This window comes from Peptostreptococcus sp. D1, assembly GCF_900112955.1.
Taxonomy (GTDB): Bacteria; Bacillota; Clostridia; order Peptostreptococcales; family Peptostreptococcaceae; genus Peptostreptococcus.
In genome coordinates this window covers 272908-293507 of sequence record NZ_FONP01000001.1, presented here as the reverse complement: position 1 = coordinate 293507, position 20600 = coordinate 272908, and the positions used below count along the sequence as shown (strand labels likewise).

Sequence of the window (20600 nt, the reverse complement as noted above, 5' to 3'; positions counted from 1 at the left end):
AATGAAAATGAGCAAATTGCAAGAGATAGATCAAGTAAATAAGGTGCATAAGGCAGTAAATTGGGATACAGAGGATGACGAATTTACACAAGCATTTTGGGAACAGAATGTAAAACAATTCTGGCTACCAGAGGAGATTCCTATATCAAAGGATATTCCAAGCTGGTCGAATTTATCAGAAAAAGAGAGGATTTTGTACAAAAGAGTTCTCGCTGGATTGACTCTTTTGGATACAAAGCAAGGAAATGATGGAATACCTTCGATGATGGATTTAACTGAAAACCTTCAAAGAAAGGCAGTTCTGTCATTTATGGGAACAATGGAAGAAATTCATGCTAAAAGCTATTCAAGTATTTTTACAACGCTTTTGTCTAAAAAAGAAATAGACGATCTCTTTATATGGATAGAAGAAGAGCCTTTGCTACAAAATAAGGCTAGAATAGTTCTTAGACAGTATAAAAACACGACAGATCCGAAGAGTCTGTATTTGTCAATGGTGACAAGTGTATTTTTAGAAAGCTTTCTTTTCTACAGTGGTTTTTTCTATCCTCTATTCTTGGCAGGTCAAGGCAAAATGATTTCAAGTGGGGAAATAATCTCTCTAATTCTTAGAGATGAGTCGCTTCATGGTAAATACATTGGTCTTTTGGCTCAAGAAAAATACAATCAATTTGGCTATGATGATAGAAATGAGTTAAAAGACAAGATGTACGACTTGCTAAAGGAATTGATGGATAATGAAGAAAAATATACAAGACTATTGTATGAGGGTACTGGTCTAGAAGAACAGGTTATAAATTTTTTGAAATATAATGCTAATACAGCACTGACAAATCTTGGATTTGGAGAGTTTTATAAAGCTGAACCGGTCAACGCAATTGTATTGAATGGACTTAGTACAGAAACAAAAACACATGACTTCTTTTCAACTAAGGGGAATGGATATCAAAAAGGTATTTACGAGGATTTAGAGGATTCAGATTTTATATTTGAATAATATCAGTATTCGTTGTATAATAGTATACTGTGGTAAAAAATCACGAAATTTTTAATTGTAGCGAGGATGATATGGACGAAAAGAAAAAATCAATATACATAAATAGAAAATTTATGAATGAAAATCAGAAAATTTTCCAAGAAAAACAGAGAATAGCTGTTGAGAAGTTTGGTGAATTATTTGAGGATGAGATATTCTTTGCATTAGAACTTGTTTACAATCAAGAATTTAAGCAAGAGATAAACAAGGAATATAGGAAGATAATAAATAGTAGTAAGTATATTAACTAAAATAGACTGATTTAAAGGTAAGTTCTATGCAAAAAGTATCCTGTATTCTACAAATGTGAAAATGGATGTTTGGATGCTTTTTTGCATAGAGCTTGTTTCCTAAATAGAATTATTTTTGGATGATAGGAGCTTGCCACTACTAATATATGCTTTATCCTCGGTAGCTATGGAGGTGCCTTTGAGTCAACCTCTGTTTTCCTATGCTATAAATGATATTTGTGTGGTCTATTGCAATTGTATTTTATTTTTTTTCAAAATCTTTATACATTAAAGAAGGTTGAATTCCAACGTTATTTTGATATTTTCCACTATTATATAAATCGTAGTCACCGTGAATATCATGATAATATATCTGGCAAATTTCAGTATTTGGATAGATTATTATAGGTTGAACACAGAATATTTCCAAAGTCCAATATCCAGCAAATCCTATATCACCAAAGCCTGCTGTGACATGAATAAATAAACCAAGCCTACCAGTTGAAGAACGACCTTCTAGCATTGGTACATACTTTTCTGTTTTTGTGAACTCATTTGTTCTACCAAGGTAAAGCTTATTTGGCTCTAAGAGCAATCCTTCTTCAGGTATTACTAATTTTTTCACCGGATTTGGAATTTTCATATCCAATACGTTGTTTTCATAAACAAGCAGTTCGTTGAACAGAGATAGATTGTAACTATTAGGATTTATTTTTTTCTTATCAAAAGGCTCAATAATTATATTTTTTGACTCAACATTCCTTAGAATTTCTTTTCCAGATAGTATCATTTTTTAACCCTCCTGTAAACGTAATTATACGACTATTTTATCATATTCAAATATATTTTATCAACTACTTAAAAATTCGATTTTATTCTTTTTAACAGAACTGAGCAGCCTTCATAGATATCGTTATATGTTTTATCGAAATTACCAGTATACCATGGATCGGCGATATCTCTTGGGGAGCTTGTGATATCCAATAGTCTCATTACTTTTTTGGAGTCATACTCTCCGAATTCTCTTTTTATGTTGTTTAAATTATTGTTATCCATCACAAATATATAGTCGAACCTGTCAAAATCGGATTTTTTTAGTTTTGTTGAAAATAATCCGTCTACAGATATGTTAAATTCCTCAAGCTTTTTTCTCGTTCCCTTATGAACTGGATTTCCAATTTCCTCGTAGGATGTTGCTGAAGAGTCAACAAAAACCTTATCTTGAAGATCGTTCTTTATTAGCATATCTCTAAAAAGAGCCTCTGCCATTGGAGAACGGCAAATATTTCCATGACATACAAACATGATATTTTTCATAGGTACCTCCGTATAAATAATTTGATTATATAAAAAGTAATCTTAGATAATTATATCAAAAAAGGATTTTGATATCTACATATCTTCAACAACGATTTTATTTAAAATTGTAACACTAGAGAATTAATTTACTTCTTTTGATATAATGTATATTTGTAAATGATGTGAGACACTTTTAAGAGAAAAAATTTTATCTCTTTTTTTATTTTTTTCTCACCTCAATTGTAACACTACAAATTGATGCCGTACGTTTTTATAGCTTGATAGATTTTATACTTGTAATGTGTTATAATAAAAGTATCTACGGAAAAGGGGGCATGTATAATTGCAAATTGTTTTTACAAACGTATTGATATTATTTATTTTACTATTTATTGGATACATATTAGGTGCAAGGAAAGCTATTGCACATTCGTCGATAAACGACTTCACGAATTTGTTGGTTGATGTGAGCATTCCGTGTACTATTGTTGTTTCAATGATTAGGCCCTTTAGCTCGGAGCTGATAGGAGATGCTACAAAAGTAATACTACTGGCATTTGTTTTCCATATTATTATGGCAAGTCTTGCATATTTGCTTACGAGAATTTTTAAGGTAGACAAAAAGAAGGTGGGTAGTTGGATTTTTGCAATAGTATTTTCCAATAATGGATTTATTGGATATCCATTAATGTATTCATTGTATGGTAATGATGGTTTATTCATTATGGTAATGGCGAATATTGTTCAGAACTTATTGATATTTTCATTAGGAATAAAACTAATTACATTAAATTATAATTTAAAGGACAAGGTCAATTTTAGAAGCGTGATATTTACAAGGCAGAACCTTGCTGTGGTCATTGGGTTGATTATTTATTTTACTCAATTCAAGATTCCAAGACCGGCATTCGATTTGTTGAATTATGTTTCAAGTCTAACTGTTCCACTTTCGATGATAATAGTAGGACTTTCCCTATCTAAATATGATTTTAAAGAGATGTTTACAGATAGAGAAGCATATAGATTGACTTTTGTAAGAATGATTGTGATACCAATTTTTTTACTTTTTTTGATAAAAATATTTAAGATTGATGTCAATTCCAACTTGCCGTATGCTATAATGTTTTATACAGCGGTACTTCCTAGTCCAGCTTTTACAACTATTATGGCTGAGAGGTATAACACGAGTGTTGGATTTTCTTCAAAATGTGTTTTTATCACAACCATATTGAGCGTATTGACAGTGCCGATTTTTGCTGGAATAATTTGATTTTTTAGGAGGTAAATTATGAGTGAGTTTATTATTGCTCTACATGCTTTAGTATGTTTGGCGCATGATGGATGTTCAAGATCCAGTGAGGAATTATCTTCGAATTTATGCACAAATCCTGTTAGAATCAGAAAGGTAATGTCAAAATGCAAGAAAGCTGGTCTGGTAAAAACAAAGGCTGGTGTAAATGGAGGTTACATTATTTCAAAATCTGGGAAAGAAATAACCTTAAGAGATGTATATGATGCAATTAATATACCATTGATTGATACTAGATGGCATTCTGGAGATATTAGCTCAGAATGTATAATTGCAAGTGGAATGGGAGAATATGTTACAGAATTATTTTCATTGCTAAACGATAAGGTGCTTGTTGTTCTTGGTGAAATAACATTAGAGGATGTAGAGCATAGATTAATGAGCATCAAAGAAAGAAAGTAATTGGGACTATACAAATAGTTGTTGGCGATTGAATCTCGTACTATTACTAACTAATTTTTAGTTAAGGTATATATTATAGAATTTTAAGGTATAAAATTTGAAGGGAGGAAATACATGGTATCTAAGAATAAAATGAAGACGAAGTATACTTTTAAGGGTAGTAAAACCGAAAATAAGTATTCGAATATATTTCAAGATTTAGTAGATAAACAAGGTGTTTTCAACGAAAATAGTCTAAAAAAGATACACAAGTCAGGCTCAGAGACAACGGAAGAGCAGAGTCTAGAAGATAAGTTTTCAATAAAAGTAGTAACGCCGGAGGAAGCTAAAGAAAATACATTGAAGAGAAGACAAGCTTCAATGAATGAGCAAATAATTGCGACTAGAAAATCTTCTCCGGTTGTTTCAAACAAAATAACTCCAGATTTTGACAGGGTGAAAAGTATTGAAAAATTAAAAAGAGAGAAGAGAGAGTCAAGACTTGATGATGCTTCTGGCATTGATTTGGGAGAACTGGATAATCAAAATACAATTGAATTCAATCCTTTAGGAGATATTACTGATGTAGAGCAGCTATTGAATAACAGAAATGAGATTAGAGAGGTTGCAAGGGAAAGAGCTGCAATGGATAAATCAAATGTCGAGATATATAAGGAATATTCCGATTTTGAAAGAAGCTCATATTATGACAGTGATAGAAAAACTCAAAAATTTGATGCTGTTGATGAGCATGTAGTAGCCTATGAGGAAGAAATAAAAAAGAGGGAAGGCGAAATTGAAGAGCTGATCAGATTAATGAAAAGTGGAGAAAAGTCAGGTAAGACTTCTAGAATTTCAAGAAAAGCTTTAAAAAGCTCGAAAAAAGATAATGATTCGAAAAAGGATAATGATAAAAAAATTGAAGACAAAGCTCTTAAAAACGAATCTCTTATTAAGGGTGCTAGCTTCAGAAATGATGTGTATAAAAAAAATAGCAAAAAAAACGAACCTAGAATTAACTTCAAAAAGATGGGACTTGTGTTGTTGGTTGCTTTATTGATTATTTTGTTTATTGCGGCTGCATTGGATAAGTTTTTTTCTAACAGGAATGAAATTTCAAAAAGCACTACAACTACGAAAACTACAACAGCATCTTCTGATTCAAAAAAGACATTAGACAAATCGAAGACGGCTTCTACTGAGACAAAAGAGGAGCAAATCAAGAAAATTGAGGCTATTAGGCCAAAGCTTAGTATAAATGAAGCAGAAAGGCTAGATTATATTATTGAAAATATCGATAGTTATCCTAAGGAATTTATCAATTTGTTAGCTAGAAATCCTGAAACTGTTGATTATGTATATAGCTATAAGGACAAAGATAAGTATAATAACAAAGCACTATCAAGTAATATAAGCTCAAGCTATTATGTTGATGGCTCAGTTCCACTATTCTTGCAATGGGATAGAAGGTGGGGTTATAGACAATATGGAAAAGAAATGATAGGTCTATCTGGTTGCGGACCTACATCATTGGCAATGGTGATAAGACATTTTGACAGCTCATCAGGTGTGAATCCGTATGACGTAGCAAAATATAGTCAGGAAAGCGGATATGTATCTGATGATAATTACACTAGCTGGTCATTATTTGAAAAAGGTCTATCAAAATACGGTTTGACATCTAAGGATATAGTGCCTGTCGAGGCGAAGATGAAGAAGGCTTTGGATGACGGACATATTTTAATAGTTAGTGTGAATCCAGGTATATTTACAGAGAGAGGTCATATTATTGTTATTAAAGGATATAACAAAAATGGTGATTTCTTGATAAATGATCCGAACAGTATAGTCAACACGAACAAATCTTGGTCATTTGATGAATTGAAGGATCAAATTAGAAAAATTTGGGGAGTGAGCTCAACATCTTCAAAGATAAAAGAAGAAGGTAAGTCAAAGGAAACGACAAGCAATAGCAGTAGATCTTCAGAAGATCCAAGTATTATACAGGATATTAATTAATTTTAGTCACTAAAAAATTATCGTAAAAAAATTTGGCGTTGATGGTTTTGGATTTCATCTAAAGTTGAGATTAAAAAACCACCAGCGCCAGTTTTTATTAGTCTATCAAATCAAATTCCTTGGCTAGCTCTCTTACTGCCTTTTCACATTGATCAGAGTCTACAATAACCGATATAGTTATCTCAGAGGTACTTATCATATCTATATTTATACCTGCTTTTCCAAGTGTTCCAAACATTCTGGAAGCAATATTTGAATGAGTCATCATACCTGCACCGACAATGCTTACCTTTGCCAAGTTTTCAGTAATAACAACCTCTCTTGCACCAACATCATTAGAAATTTTTTCCAAAATAGCCTTTGCTTCTCTTGCGTCATCAAGAGAACATGTAAAAGCTATGTCATTTTGATTTTCAGTCTGAGCACTTTGAACAATCATCTGAATACCTATATTTGCAAGCGCTAATTCTTTAAATATTCTTGCAGCTACGCCAGGTTTATCTGGTACTCCAAAAACAACTACCTTTGCTATATTAAAATCGTGGGCAATGCCAGTAATTACTCCATTATGCTCCATTGGTGATACCTCCTTTTTAACAACTGTACCAATATTGTGATTGAAACTTGATCTTACGTGGATTGTAACATTATGTGATTTTCCAACTTCGACTGATCTAGAATGCAAAACCTTAGCTCCTAAATTTGCCAATTCCAACATTTCGTCATAGGAAACTGCTGAAAGCTTCTTTATATTTGGTATAATTCTAGGATCGCAAGCATATACACCATCTACATCTGTAAATATTTCGCACAAATCTGCATTCAGAGCTGCTGCGATTGAAACTGCTGATGTGTCAGAGCCACCTCTTCCAAGAGTGGCAATGTCATGGTTTTCTGTGACACCCTGAAAACCAGCAACAATTATAATATTATCATTTTTTAATTCCTTTAAAAGTCTATCTGAAACTATTTCTGTAATCATGGCCTTGCTGTGGGTTGAATCTGTTTTAATTCCAGCCTGTGGACCAGATAAAGAAAGTGCTTTTTCCCCAAGAGTGTCAATTGCCATTGCTAGCAAGGACATGGAAATTTGCTCTCCAGTAGCCAGCAATTGATCCATTTCTCTCTTCGATGGATTTTTATTTATTTCTTTTGCCAGCTTGATTAGATTATCGGTGGTTTTACCCATTGCGGATACTATTGCAACTACCTGATTTCCTTCTTTTTTTGTAGAAACAATTCTGTTAGCAACTCGCATAATTTTCTCAGTATCTGCTAGAGAGCTGCCACCGTATTTTTGAACTATGATACTCAATAAAATCACCTCACTAAAATAGTATAATCTATTCAATCTGAATTTTTTCGCATGAATATTAAAAATGATCAAATCAAACATAATACAAATATATGCAAAAAACTGCATGAATTGAAAAATTTTCAATAGTTGGAAAAAATATTTGCTAAAAGAATAGTTATAGAACATTATAATAAATTTCCTATGTGTTGTAAATACTTATATTTTAAAAAAATACTATTTAATAAATATAAAAAAATTGGAAATTATCAGAAAAAAATAAGAAAAAATAAATATATTTTAATAATAATTGAAAATATTTTTCAATTGTGTTGACAAAAAAATAAAAACTGAATATAATGATATTAGATAGTTATTGATATTAAAAATCAATAGCTTTGTGGAGGTGATATTTTCTATGTTAAATTCTAAATTCGAAAAGATGCTTGCTAATTATTGTTCGCCTGTTTTGTTGGGGAAAAAAGTATCTAACTTGGTTTCGATAATTAAATCAGAGATACCTGAGATATCAATAGTATTGGAGCAGTATAATTCACAATTTAATAGATATGATTTGTATTTTAAAAATATTTGTGAATGCGAGAATAGGATGCTGATTTTCGTTTATAAGAAGTCTTTGCTAGAAAAGCATTTTTTTGATAAAGAAGTTGGAAGATTGCTGGTTGAGTTTGGATATTCGGCAGATTGTACTTTAGATGAGAATTTGTCAATATTAGAGAAGAGAATGATAAACAGCACATTTCCTCATGAAATTGGTCTTTTTTTGGGATATCCAATAAATGACGTGATGGGCTTTATCGATAATAAAGGACAGAACTATAAGTACTGTGGATATTGGAAGGTTTACAAAAATGTTGAAAAGACTAAGCAAATCTTCAAATCATACGATAATATGAAAAGTATTATTAATAAAAGACTTGATTGTGGAGAATGTATAGAAAATATTTTAATCCGAACAAAAAATAATTTACAGATTGCATAGGTGGAGGTTAAATCATGAAAAAAGTTGGAGTATTTTATTGGAGTGGAACAGGAAACACAGAAAAAATGGCAGAAGCTATAGGTGTAGGCTTGGGAAATGCTGGAGTTGAGTTTGATTTAGTTAATATTTCGAGTGATTCAAAAAGTATATCTGATTATGAAATGCTTATGTTTGGTTGCCCTTCAATGGGAATGGAAGTTCTTGAGGAAGCAGAATTTGAGCCGTTTTTTGAAGAAGCAGAAAAATCGATTTCAGGAAAGAAGGTTGCTTTATTTGGCTCATATGGATGGGGTGATGGCGAATGGATGAGAAATTGGCAGGACAGAGTTAATGATGCTGGTGCCGACTTGTTTGATGATGAAGGATTAATAGTTAATGAAACTCCAGATGACGCTGCGATAAAAAAATGCGAAGAATTTGGTAGCAAGTTCGCACAGTATTAAATATATATAAGATAAAAATGGGGCTGACTTATAAGAGTTCCAAATAGAAGGTATACCCACATTCTCTATATATGAAAATGAATGTAGGGTATGCCTTTTTGTTTGTTTTGTCGCTTACATTACAATTTTATGCAAAAAATTACCGTAAATAAAACCTACGGCAATTTAGTTTTTTTGAGATAGCACTATATTTTTTTAGAAATAATTTGGCAATTATACTTCATCTATGTCATCATCAATGTATTCCAGTATATCACCAGGTTGGCAATTGAGAGCTTTGCATATATCGTTCAAAGTCGAAAATCTTATTGCTTTTGCTTTGCCAGTTTTTAGTATAGACAAATTTGCATTTGTAATAGAGATCTTCTTGGCTAATTCTTTTGAAGATATTCCTTCTTTTATCATTATTAAATCTAAATTTACTTTTATGCTCATTTATATCTCCTTTATTTTATATAGTCAGATCATATTCCTGCTTTATTAGAACTGATTTTTTGTATATATCGGAAATTATAAGTAATACAAGGGTAGCCATCGTAAATACTGTTGTTTCAAATGTAAATACAATTCTAAAAAAACCTATATCAAATAGAGTTATTGCACCTTGAGTGTTATTTGGATTTAAGGATTCTACTAAAACACGTAAAATTGTTATTGCTAGAAAAGAATACGAAATAGTGAAAATTCTATTTGCATTTTCTAATGAAAATGGAGAATGTTTACTACTATGGTATATTTTTATTACATGATATTGAGTAATGATTAGTAAAATCAAGGTAACTGTTGTAAATAATATCTTTGAAATATTATTTATATTAGATGTTGAAATAGCATTATCTCCGAATATAAAATTGATAATGTAGAATATAAAGCCCCCAATATATATTAAAAATAGTGCATGAATAAAAAAGCTCGTGATTTTTTTAAAAAGATTGTTCATATCAATTCTCCTCTCAATATATTTGTTATTGAACTAATTATAACATAATTAATATCGAAAAACAATAATAAAATATCGAAAAACAATAAATAATTTAAACTATATATTGACTAATAAAAAAAAATAATATATACTATAAATACGAAAAATAAAATATAGTTCGTCTTTATACGAATTATTTGTGCTTGAAATATTGTTAATATATTATGTATGGATGGAGGAATGTGTAATGAATTTTAAGTCTGATATTGAAATTGCTCAAGAGGCAAAGCCACAGGATATAAGAGATATAGCAAAGAAAATAGAACTGTCAGAAGACGATATTGAACTATACGGAAAATACAAAGCGAAGATAGATTATAATGTTCTTCAGAGAACAAAAAGTAAAAATGGTAAATTGATTTTAACTACGGCGATAAATCCAACGCCTGCTGGTGAGGGTAAAACCACTACTTCTATTGGTGTAGCGGATGCTCTTTCTAAGCTAGGTAAAAACGTTATCGCTGCTCTTAGAGAGCCTTCAATGGGACCTGTATTTGGAATAAAAGGCGGAGCAGCTGGAGGCGGATATGCTCAGGTTATTCCAATGGAAGATATCAACCTTCATTTTACAGGAGATATGCACGCAATTGGAGCTGCAAATAATCTGTTGGCGGCAATGATTGATAATCATATCTATCAAGGAAACAAGCTTAATATTAATCCAAAACGTGTGGTTTGGAGAAGATGTGTTGATATGAACGATAGGCAACTAAGAAATATTGTGGATGGTCTAGGAAAGAAGGTCGATGGTGTTACGAGAGAAGACGGTTTTGATATCACTGTGGCTTCAGAAGTTATGGCTACATTTTGTCTTTCTAACAATATTTCTGAATTAAAGGAGAATCTTGGTAATATAGTTGTAGGTTACTCTTATGATGGAAAGCCAGTGACTGCGAGAGAATTAAATGCAAATGGGGCGATGGCGGCAATATTAAAAGATGCTTTAAAACCAAATCTAGTTCAAACTCTTGAAGGAACACCGGCAATTATTCATGGAGGACCTTTTGCTAATATAGCACATGGTTGTAATTCGATTATTGCGACAAAGATGGCAATGCATATGAGTGACTATGTTGTTACTGAAGCCGGATTTGGAGCTGATCTTGGAGCAGAAAAATTCTTGGATATCAAGTGTAGAAAAGCAGGTATAAGACCGGATGCTGTAATAATTGTTGCGACTGTAAGAGCCTTAAAATACAATGGAGGTGTAGCAAAGGAAGATCTCAACGAAGAAAACTTAGGCGCTCTAGAAAAGGGATTACCAAATCTGCTAAAGCATATTGAAAATATCACAAAAGTATATAAGCTACCAGCAGTAGTTGCAATCAATAGATTCCCTCTTGATACAGTGGCAGAGCTAGAATTGGTTGAAAAAAAATGTAATGAGCTTGGAGTAAATGTCGCATTATCAGAAGTTTGGGCAAAAGGTGGAGATGGTGGAATTGAAGTTGCAAAAGAGGTAATAAAGCTTATTGAAAGTAACGAAAATAATTTTGAGTACTGCTATGATGAAAATCAAACTATTAAAGAAAAGCTGGATGCAATAGCAACGAAAATATATGGGGCAGATGGTGTGGATTTTACAGCAGATGCACTTAAGCAAATGAAGGAATTAGAAAGTCTAGGCTTTGGCAATCTTCCAATATGTATTGCAAAAACGCAATACTCACTTTCCGATGACCAGACAAAGCTTGGTAGACCAACTGGATTTAGAATAATGGTCAGAGATATGACTGTTTCTGCGGGTGCTGGATTTATAGTAGTATTGACTGGAGCTATTATGAAGATGCCTGGATTACCAAAGCTTCCAGCTGCAGAGAGAATAGATGTTGATGAGAATGGAATTATTTCAGGTTTGTTCTAAAAATTGTGTGTGGTTACCAGAATATTGTACAAAAAAATTTTAATAAATATAAAAAATACATCGGTATTGATAGATTCAATTTGAATAGATTTCAATAAGAATTTTTCAAGACCGATGTTTTTCGTTTTTAAAATACCAAAAATATATCATAAAATGAAGATAACAAAAATATCCAGAGAAAAAATAAAAATAATATGTACATATATAATATTTTTTTATGAATATAAATTTTGTTTTTCATAAAAATGTTGTATAATTATTTACAGAAAAAATTTTTGGAGGAGCTATGAATAAATTAATGATGAAAAATACTATTCTGTCGATAATATCGCTAATAGGTTATCTATTATTGCTGAAAGGCGGAGTGGAAGCGATAATAAAAATAATAAATAGAGATTTTGTGTTATGGAATACCTATATTACAAATGGGGATATAATGACGCTATTAGCATCTATAATCGGATTTCTGATTATTTTGCACAAGATGAGAAACTCAAAGCAAAGTCAGTCAGTTGAAGAAGAAAATAGAAAACATCAGTTCTATAGAATGGTGATAATATTAGTAGTTCTTGTTGGAACGATTGCATATAATAGACCTATGTTCAAGGTAGGTCTGATGAGTATAAAACTGACATATCTAATAATATTTGCACTGGTATTGATAATAGGTGTAAAATTAATAAAGCGTGGAGGAGAGAAATAGAATGAAAAATATTCTTTTGATTGCCACTGGTGGCACAATTGCTTCTAAGCCGACCGATGTAGGACTAGTTCCTAGTATTACTAGCGAAGAAATTATTGAATTTGTTCCCCAAATTGAGAAGCTTTGCAAAATTTCAACAATACAATTAATGAACATAGATAGTAGCAATATGAGTCCCGAAGGATGGATAAAAATAGCAAATTGTATAAGGGAAAGCTATGAAAGGTACGATGGATTTGTAATAACTCATGGAACAGACACATTGGCATACACCGGCTCGGCATTGTCGTATTTGATACAAAATTCAGCAAAGCCCATAGTTTTGACAGGATCTCAGAAGTCAATATATCTACAGGATACAGATGCGAGAAAAAATTTGTATGATTCATTTATCTTTGTATGTGATGAAAAATCCTCTGGTGTTCATATAGTTTTTGATTCAAAGGTAATTGTAGGAACTAGAGCCAGAAAAACGAGAACACATAGCTACAACGCTTTTGATAGTATTGACTATCCAATTGTCGCAATAATTTTTAATGAGAAAGTCATTTACTACATAAATGAAGAAATAAATCAGCCTGTGAAATTTTATGATGAATTAAACTTAAATGTAAATATTATAAAATTGATTCCAGGTATAAGTAATAAAGTGTTTGAATTCGTTGGAGAAATTTCTGATGTGATTGTGGTGGAAGGCTTTGGTGTAGGAGGATTGCCAACCTATGATGATGAAAGGTTGCTTTCTAAGACAATACAAAAATTAACTCAGCAGGGAAAAATAATTGTATTTACAACCTCTGTTCCTCATGAGGGAAGTAATATTGAGGTGTATCAAGTCGGAAATGAGATAAAGGGAAGCATTAATTTGCTTGAAAACTTTAATATGACACTGGAGTCAACAGTGTGTAAATTGATGTGGATAACAGCGAAAACAAAGGTTTTCTCAGAAGTAGAGAAAATGTTTTATAAATCGATTTCACACGATATAGTATATTAAAAAAACAGCTAATTCAGTATTATTAAAGGTTGAACCGACCCCCAGAAGTTAGACTTAAAAATCTAACGATTGGGAGGTCGGTTTTTTCATGGCAAAATATTCTTTTGAAAGTAGGAAAAAAATAGTGTCTGAATACTTATCAGGAAATAAAAGTCCACGCTATTTAGCAAGAAAATATGGTATTACAAATAAGAGGGTAATATTAAATTGGGCAGCTATTTATAAGACACTCGGTGATGATGGCTTAATTCGTTCAAGGAAAAATGAAGATGTATATGTATTGGCAAAAAAGATTTCTACTGATACAAGTGAGCTTAAATATTATGATGTCGATGATAAAGTAGGATGGGAAAAATACTTTCTTTGTAAGAAAAATGTAGGGCGAGTACGTATCAATTATCACGTATTCTACTTTTTCCCTTATAGTACATTATACACGTGATAAAATTTTTCCATCTTTATGTTGAAAGATTATTTTACGTATGCTATCATGAAACTAAATAATGAAATGAGAGTTTGTATAAGTAATATTGTTTCTAAGGAAAGAGGTGGTATTTTGAGAATAACAATTGAGTTTGAGTTAATTAGCCATGAAATTCCTAAAGATAAAGGGAAAATGTTTGCTTCATGGCTGAAAAACTGCATTGAAAAATATGATAAAGAAATGTATAATCTGCTTTACAAATCTGGACCAAAGGATAAAGAGTTTACCTACTCTATATACCTTGGCCAAAATGTTAAGTTTAATAGAGATACGATTACGGTACCAAACGATTACATCAAAGTTTTTTTCTCATGTTATGATTTGGTTCAGAGTATCCATTTTTTTAACATATTTACAGAATCAATAAACAAGTTATACTCATACAAAGGAACTGATTTTATAGCAAGAAAAATTTTTCTTGAAAAAGAAGAAGTTTTCCTATCAGGCGAAGTAATTTTCAAGGCTGTGAGTCCGATTGTTGTTAGAGAACATTACAATAATGATAACGAAAATAATTATTTTCACAATTTAGACACAGTAAAAGGTAAACAAGTTTTTGAGAAAAATATAAAACATAGATTATTGAAAAAGTTTGGCGAAAAGTCAAAATATGATTTGGACAATATAGATATTAAAATTCTGAATAATAGAATGGTTACAGTGAGGCATCATAATATCAATATACCGTCAAATCTATGCGTTTTAAAAGTGCATGCCAAAGAATATATTTTAAAATATCTTTATTATTCAGGCACATTGAGTAGTTTGAATGCAAGTGGATTCGGAATGGTAAGAATGGTGAAATAGTTAAATAAATAATTTGTTAGGTAAAACTATTATTAAAATTTAAATAAAAACTGATGAAAGGGGGAATATTGATTGGAAGATATTATTAAAATAACACTCGGCGATTGGCAATATAACGCAGGGATAGTTGGAATGTACAACATACTGAAGCATTCAGGTAAAGATATTGTTGAATTTACAAGTAATTATGTAAAAGGCGAAAATAAGGAAAATGTTAATTCTAATTTTGAAATATGCTTCCCAATAGAATATCTTGAAAATTTTGCCAATGATTATTTCGATTATTTGATAGACACATATATTAATCAAATCAGTTATGGTAAGATAGTAGGGTTTAAGGTTGATGCTGAAAGAATAATAAGTATTGAATACGAGGATTTTTCTGATGAAAAGATAGTAGAAGCTGTTGAAAAAATCAATAAATATATAAAGAACTGTCTTCACTATTATATTAAGAGTGCTAGTTATAAAGCTGCATTAGAATTAATACCTAATTCCGATGTTTTAGTTAAGGAAATCATTGAAATAAAGTCAATAAAAATTAGTAAAAAAAACAAACCTTCTATTTCAGAAATAAAAAATATTTGCAATAAGCTGATAAAAGTAATTAGCTCATTGGAAGGACCTATGTATAGAAAATATATTGGTGGAAAGAATGTAATTTATACATTGATAAAAAGAAATTGGGATAAAGTAAGCGTGTTGAATGCACAAGTTAAAGAAAAAAATATACTTAAAGAGTTTGACAATTATTTTGTTTTTCCTGCAATCGAATATATGAAAACTGATAAAGTGAAATATAAATATAATTGTTTTTTATGTGATTCAAGAATAAAAGATATGAATAATAATCTGAGTTTTTTGACTAATACTGGTTTTGATGTTGCTAGGAAGTCCTCACATATTTGGAATTTCCAAAATGACATTGCTATTTGTGATGTTTGTAAATTGGTATATGCTTGTATGCCTGCAGGATTTGTATATGGTTTTGATAAGGGCGTTTTTATAAACAGTAATTTAAATATTAAAGCATTGACACACGTGAATTCAAAGCTGAAAAATAATGTGCTAGAAGGTTTTAATAATAACAAAAAAAGTATGACCTATAAGGGTGTGGTAGAGGCAATAATATATGAAAGAAATAATCAAATTATAAAATATGAATTATCAGATGTACAAGTTGTGTTTTTTGAAAATGACAAATATGTATTTAGTATTTTAAGTGAAAATATATTAAATGTTATCTATGAATCTAGAACTCAACTTAACTATATAAAAAATGGTTATTTTGTTGAAAATAAAAAGTACTATTATCTTTATGAGGAGGTTTTAAAGAAATTATTAAACAATCAGAATCTATTTTCATTGATAAATAGATTGATGCACTATTATATTTCAAATAAACGAAGTTGTTTCTTCAGTTTAACAAGTTTAGAATGCATGCTACGTGTAAATTTAAATTATTTGAAAGGGGTTGGACTTATGTCAGAATTGAATAATAGTGATATTTCTATAATAAGAAATTATGGATGGCATGTAAGAATGGGGTATGATTCAAAAGGGGCAGTTAAAAAAATTGACGGTATATCTTATAGTATGCTAAATGCTCTAAAGACTTCAAACGTAAATGCTTTTATGGATTTACTTATTAGATGTTATATGTATATAGATAAAGAGATTCCAAAAAAATTTATCGAATGTTTGTCGACTGAGGAAGAATTCAAGACAATTGGTTATGCGTTTATACTGGGCTTCAATGGTGCAAATTTCGAAAAAAATGAAGAAAAAGATAATAATAAATTGAGTTGGGAGGAATAATCATGAAAATAAAAGGAATAACTATGACAATTGTGTTTGAAGCTGAAAGTGCAAATTATGGTGAATCTGTTGGAAATATAGCGTCTTTAAAAAAGATGTCAAGAGGAAAGGGCGAACAATATACTTACATTTCTAGACAAGCACTATCATACAATATTGTCGAACAGCTAAGAGAACCGTTGGCGAGCGTGATTTCAGAGGGGAGTGCAGAAAAAGGAGTAATTCAGTATAGTAAAGAATGCACGATAAAAGACTTTCCCGAACTAGATTTCTTTGGATATTTGAAAACTCAAAAAGATAGTAACGGATTAAAGCGTTCTGCAAAAGTAAGACTTTCAAATGCAATCTCATTGGAAACATATAAAGGTGACTTGGATTTTCTAACTAACAAAGGGCTTGCTGATAGAATTAATGCGAACATGAATATTGCTCAATCTGAAATTCATCATTCACTTTACAAGTATACAGTTACAATCGATTTGGATGAGATTGGGTATGATGACTCGGATAGTTCAAACATTATTGATTTGAATTTTGAAGAAAAATCAAGAAGAGTTCAAAAACTATTGGATACAATATCTATGTTATATAGAGATATCAGGGGAAGGCGAGAAGATTTGAAACCATTATTCATAATTGGAGGAATTTACGATATAAAGAATCCGTTTTTCCACAATATCGTTGAGGTAAAGGATAATTCTTTGGATGTGAAACAGATAAAAGAGGGATTATTTAGTCAAATTAAAGCCGATACGATGGTTGGAGTTTATAAAGGCAAATTTGATAATAGTGAGGAAATAATTTCTGAATTGAATGCTACAAGTGTTCCTGATTTCTTTGATAGTTTGAAGAAGAGGGTGAAGGAATATTATGAGAGCAATTAAACTTTTTTTAAGACAAGAAACAGCAAATTACAAAAAGGCAAATAGTTTTCAACTAAAAGAAACGTATCCTCTTCCACCATATTCAACAATAATTGGAATGGTGCACAACTTGTGTAGCTACACTGAGTACAAAGAAATGGATATCAGTGTTCAGGGAAAATATTTTTCCAAAACAAATGATTTATTTACTTTATATGAATTTAAAAATGCAATGAAATTCGAAAAAGGCAGGCATAGCATTCAAGTTGGTGAGTATGGTATATCAAGAGGTATTTCAAATACCGAACTTCTGGTTGATGTTGAGTTAATAATTCATATTGTTCCTAAAGAACAATCTCTAATTGAGGAAATATATAACGCGTTTTTGTTTCCTAAAGAATATATAAGTTTGGGGAGAAGAGAAGATTTAGTTGTTTTGGAAAAGCTAGAAATAGTGGAATTTGATGAAATTATACTAGAAAATGATACAGAATTAAGAAATAAGTATTCCACATATATTCCAATTGAAAACTATGTAAAAGAAGATATTGTAATGGGAAAAAGAACAGGCTTTGGTAATATTACAAAGGGAACTATGTATAATCTTACAAAAAACTATAAAATTGTAAATTTTGGAAACAAGAGATCGCCAAAGTATTTTAGAAAATGGAATAAGGTTAAGGTTATCTATGGAACGCATATATCATTGAGTGAAGACATGACTGTATTTTGTGATGGCGAGGATATATTTTTTCTTTCTTAAAGTATTGGGTTATTTCAATACTTATGAAATAATTCTGACATGATTTAATTATTTTTATGAAAAATTAGATATTACAAAAAATAAGCTTGTAATTCAACTATTTATTATTTTTATAAATTTATGTGAATTATTATGATTTTCTTTGTAGCAAAAATTGATGAATTTTTGAAGTGGTGTATCAAAATAAAGAATGATACTCCACTATTTTTTATTATATTAATTTAATGGTTTGTATTTGCTAATTGGTGTTACAAAAGCAGGTTGGGGAGCGAGTATTCCTTATGGTTTATTTACTGCAAAATTATTTTCTCAGACAGCTTCAGCTGACTGGAAAATTACTACAAAATCTGGCGTTTTTTATGCATTAGATAGTCTATGTATGGGATTTGGAACAATACTTTTTAATGTTTGTAATGTTGGTGTACTTTATACACCTATCGTAAATTTCTCACTTTCGAGATGGATATTATTGATAGTATTGGTAGCAGCTGGAATACTTGGAAATAAAGTCGAAAGAAAATTAAATGTATAATGTATTAAAGCAGATTTTTGTTATTTGATATAGGCTCAATTATCACTCGTATAATTCATTTCTTGGAATTTGAATTGGGAGTTTTTGTGATTTATATCATGTACATTTTTTCAGTCTATATATTGTTAAAATCTGTTCGTTCACATATAATAAATAGTGACGAAATTTTTTGTAGGTATGCATGATATTTTCATGCTAAGATTTGTGAAGGGGGTATTGTATGGAAAATAGAAAGTATGTAGAGTTTTCTCTTGAAGATTTTTCAAATGAGGTCGCTGCGAAAAAGACCATGCCAGGTGGGGGTAGTGTTGCGGCATATTGTGCTTCGTTGTCATCCGCTCTTGCATCCATGGTCGGAAATTTTACAGTAGGAAAGAAGAAATATCAACAATATGATGAGGATGTAAGGGTAATTATTGAAAAAGCGAAGGAGTATGAAAAAATTTCTTTGGATTTGGTAGATGAAGATGTCGAAGCATATTTACCACTTTCAAATGCGTATAAATTGCCAAGTGATACAGAAGAAGAAAAGAAATTAAAGCAGATTACGATTCAGGATTGTTTGAAAGCTGCTGCATCAGTTCCATTAAAAACATTACAGATTTCAAATGAAATATTGAAGCTTCATGAAGAACTTTTGGTTAAAGGTTCAAATATGCTAATAAGCGATGTTGGGGTTGGTGTTATGATGTTAAAGGCATCAGTGCTTAGTGCAAAATTAAATATTTTGATTAATATAAAATATATAGATGATGAAAATTTTGTAAACCAATACAAACTGGAGCTAGAGTCTTTGGAGAAAAATATATGTGAGAGCTGTGATAGAATATATCAATCAGTTGTGGAAAAACTTATCTAGCAAAAGAAATTGTAAATATATATGAGGAGGGAATAGTTATTGGAAAATAAAGTGTTAAAGGGCAAGCCTGTAGCAGATAAGCTGACGGAAAAAATAATATCTGAAATTGAAGATATTTTTGTAAAAACTGGCAAGAAGCCAACTCTTGCAATGATTAGAGTTGGGAATAGGGAAGATGATCTTTCTTATCAGAGAGCGGCTTCAAATAGATGTAAAAAGTGTGGAATAGATACTGTTGTCGTTGAACTGAATGAAAATTGTTCGATGGATGAATATATAGATTCGTTGGAAAAACTTAATGGCGACACTTCAGTAACGGCGATTTTGTGTTTTAGACCGTTGCCAAAGGGATTAGACGAAGATGCTATAAAAAATATTATTTCTCCTGAAAAGGATGTGGATTGCTTTTCTCCTATTAATTTAGCTAAGCTGTTTTCTGGTGAAAAAGATGGATTTGTTCCTTGTACGCCGATGGGTGTAGTAGAAATTCTCGATTTTTATGGAATTGATGTTGAAGGAAAGAATGTTGTAGTAATAGGAAGATCGATGGTAGTTGGAAAGCCTCTTTCGATAATGCTGACAAATAGGAATGCAACAGTAACTATATGTCATTCGAAATCCAAAAATTTGAGCGAAATATGTAGCAAGGCTGATATATTGATTTCTTGCATTGGTGTTGGTCGTTTTGTGAAAAAAGAATTTGTCAGAGAGGGTGCGGTCGTTATTGATGTTGGTATCAATTTTGACGAAGATGGAAATATGATGGGCGACGTCGACTATGACGAGGTTTTAGAGCAATCTGGAGGAATAACTCCTGTTCCGGGTGGAGTTGGAGCAGTAACGACTTCAATATTGGCGAGCCAGGTATTAAAAGCGTTTAAAAATACATTATAATTCTTTTTAGAGGTGATTTT

Annotated in this window: 23 protein-coding genes; 18 read left to right on the top strand and 5 right to left on the bottom strand. The window is 31.1% G+C overall.

The window, feature by feature from the left end:
* Positions 1-7 precede the first annotated feature (7 nt).
* The gene (nrdF, locus tag BM120_RS01355) at positions 8-997 is read left to right on the top strand and encodes a class 1b ribonucleoside-diphosphate reductase subunit beta (RefSeq protein ID WP_242941519.1); all 990 of its coding nucleotides are present in this window, start codon (positions 8-10) and stop codon (positions 995-997) included.
* Positions 998-1068: 71 nt separating this feature from the next.
* The gene (locus BM120_RS01350) at positions 1069-1287 is read left to right on the top strand and encodes a hypothetical protein (protein WP_091992693.1); all 219 of its coding nucleotides are present in this window, start codon (positions 1069-1071) and stop codon (positions 1285-1287) included.
* Positions 1288-1528: 241 nt separating this feature from the next.
* Here BM120_RS01350 and dcd read toward each other — a convergent pair whose 3' ends face one another.
* Positions 1529-2056: a dCTP deaminase gene (gene dcd, locus BM120_RS01345; protein ID WP_091992692.1), complete on the bottom strand. Its 528-nt coding sequence runs from the start codon at positions 2054-2056 to the stop codon at positions 1529-1531.
* A gap of 68 nt (positions 2057-2124) precedes the next feature.
* A complete protein-coding gene (locus BM120_RS01340) occupies positions 2125-2583 on the bottom strand; it encodes a low molecular weight protein-tyrosine-phosphatase (RefSeq protein ID WP_091992691.1) in 459 nt (152 codons plus the stop codon).
* Positions 2584-2908: 325 nt separating this feature from the next.
* On the opposite strand from BM120_RS01340, the gene BM120_RS01335 reads away from it, so the two are divergent.
* The 3 genes from BM120_RS01335 (at position 2909) to BM120_RS01325 (ending at position 6274) form a co-directional block, all read left to right on the top strand.
* Entirely contained in the window at positions 2909-3835 is a 927-nt protein-coding gene (locus tag BM120_RS01335) for an AEC family transporter (RefSeq protein WP_091992690.1), read from the top strand.
* 18 nt (positions 3836-3853) lie between these two features.
* Positions 3854-4276, top strand: a complete 423-nt coding sequence (locus tag BM120_RS01330; RefSeq protein ID WP_091992689.1) for an RrF2 family transcriptional regulator — start codon at positions 3854-3856, stop codon at positions 4274-4276.
* A 114-nt stretch (positions 4277-4390) separates the two neighbouring features.
* On the top strand, positions 4391-6274 hold the full coding sequence (locus BM120_RS01325; protein WP_091992688.1) for a C39 family peptidase: 1884 nt from the start codon (positions 4391-4393) through the stop codon (positions 6272-6274).
* A gap of 97 nt (positions 6275-6371) precedes the next feature.
* Here the strand turns inward: BM120_RS01325 and BM120_RS01320 are convergent, their stop codons facing one another.
* On the bottom strand, positions 6372-7589 hold the full coding sequence (locus tag BM120_RS01320) for an aspartate kinase (protein ID WP_091992997.1): 1218 nt from the start codon (positions 7587-7589) through the stop codon (positions 6372-6374).
* Positions 7590-7986: 397 nt separating this feature from the next.
* Here BM120_RS01320 and BM120_RS01315 point away from each other — a divergent pair, with 397 nt between their 5' ends.
* Together BM120_RS01315 and BM120_RS01310 are read left to right on the top strand one after the other, a co-directional pair.
* Positions 7987-8571, top strand: coding sequence for a DUF3793 family protein (locus BM120_RS01315; protein ID WP_091992687.1), 585 nt, complete (start codon positions 7987-7989; stop codon positions 8569-8571).
* Positions 8572-8585: 14 nt separating this feature from the next.
* On the top strand, positions 8586-9014 hold the full coding sequence (locus BM120_RS01310) for a flavodoxin (RefSeq protein WP_091992686.1): 429 nt from the start codon (positions 8586-8588) through the stop codon (positions 9012-9014).
* A gap of 213 nt (positions 9015-9227) precedes the next feature.
* Here BM120_RS01310 and BM120_RS01305 read toward each other — a convergent pair whose 3' ends face one another.
* Positions 9228-9449 (bottom strand): helix-turn-helix domain-containing protein, encoded by a 222-nt coding sequence (locus tag BM120_RS01305; protein ID WP_091992685.1) that lies wholly within the window; start codon positions 9447-9449, stop codon positions 9228-9230.
* A 16-nt stretch (positions 9450-9465) separates the two neighbouring features.
* Positions 9466-9954 carry a DUF2975 domain-containing protein gene (locus BM120_RS01300; RefSeq protein ID WP_091992684.1) on the bottom strand — a complete coding sequence of 163 codons (489 nt, stop codon included), beginning with the start codon at positions 9952-9954 and terminating at the stop codon, positions 9466-9468.
* Positions 9955-10183: 229 nt separating this feature from the next.
* Here BM120_RS01300 and BM120_RS01295 point away from each other — a divergent pair, with 229 nt between their 5' ends.
* From BM120_RS01295 to BM120_RS01245, 11 genes are all read left to right on the top strand, one after another.
* Positions 10184-11860, top strand: coding sequence for a formate--tetrahydrofolate ligase (locus BM120_RS01295; RefSeq protein ID WP_091992683.1), 1677 nt, complete (start codon positions 10184-10186; stop codon positions 11858-11860).
* 286 nt (positions 11861-12146) lie between these two features.
* On the top strand, positions 12147-12563 hold the full coding sequence (locus BM120_RS01290) for a hypothetical protein (RefSeq protein WP_091992682.1): 417 nt from the start codon (positions 12147-12149) through the stop codon (positions 12561-12563).
* A 1-nt stretch (position 12564) separates the two neighbouring features.
* Entirely contained in the window at positions 12565-13560 is a 996-nt protein-coding gene (locus tag BM120_RS01285; protein ID WP_091992681.1) for an asparaginase, read from the top strand.
* An 88-nt stretch (positions 13561-13648) separates the two neighbouring features.
* The gene (locus BM120_RS01280; RefSeq protein WP_091992680.1) at positions 13649-14002 is read left to right on the top strand and encodes a helix-turn-helix domain-containing protein; all 354 of its coding nucleotides are present in this window, start codon (positions 13649-13651) and stop codon (positions 14000-14002) included.
* A 48-nt stretch (positions 14003-14050) separates the two neighbouring features.
* On the top strand, positions 14051-14851 hold the full coding sequence (gene cas6, locus BM120_RS01275) for a CRISPR-associated endoribonuclease Cas6 (protein ID WP_177187340.1): 801 nt from the start codon (positions 14051-14053) through the stop codon (positions 14849-14851).
* Positions 14852-14923: 72 nt separating this feature from the next.
* The gene (gene cas8a1, locus BM120_RS01270; protein WP_091992678.1) at positions 14924-16669 is read left to right on the top strand and encodes a type I-B CRISPR-associated protein Cas8b1/Cst1; all 1746 of its coding nucleotides are present in this window, start codon (positions 14924-14926) and stop codon (positions 16667-16669) included.
* Positions 16670-16671: 2 nt separating this feature from the next.
* Positions 16672-17553 (top strand): type I-B CRISPR-associated protein Cas7/Cst2/DevR, encoded by an 882-nt coding sequence (gene cas7i, locus BM120_RS01265; RefSeq protein WP_091992677.1) that lies wholly within the window; start codon positions 16672-16674, stop codon positions 17551-17553.
* Entirely contained in the window at positions 17540-18295 is a 756-nt protein-coding gene (gene cas5 / locus BM120_RS01260; protein ID WP_091992676.1) for a CRISPR-associated protein Cas5, read from the top strand. The genes cas7i and cas5 overlap by 14 nt, the downstream gene beginning before the upstream one ends.
* Before the next feature lie 235 nt (positions 18296-18530).
* Positions 18531-18827 (top strand): YeeE/YedE thiosulfate transporter family protein, encoded by a 297-nt coding sequence (locus BM120_RS01255; protein WP_091992675.1) that lies wholly within the window; start codon positions 18531-18533, stop codon positions 18825-18827.
* A 220-nt stretch (positions 18828-19047) separates the two neighbouring features.
* Positions 19048-19686, top strand: coding sequence for a cyclodeaminase/cyclohydrolase family protein (locus tag BM120_RS01250; RefSeq protein WP_091992674.1), 639 nt, complete (start codon positions 19048-19050; stop codon positions 19684-19686).
* Positions 19687-19725: 39 nt separating this feature from the next.
* A complete protein-coding gene (locus BM120_RS01245; RefSeq protein WP_091992673.1) occupies positions 19726-20580 on the top strand; it encodes a bifunctional 5,10-methylenetetrahydrofolate dehydrogenase/5,10-methenyltetrahydrofolate cyclohydrolase in 855 nt (284 codons plus the stop codon).
* Positions 20581-20600: the final 20 nt, after the last annotated feature.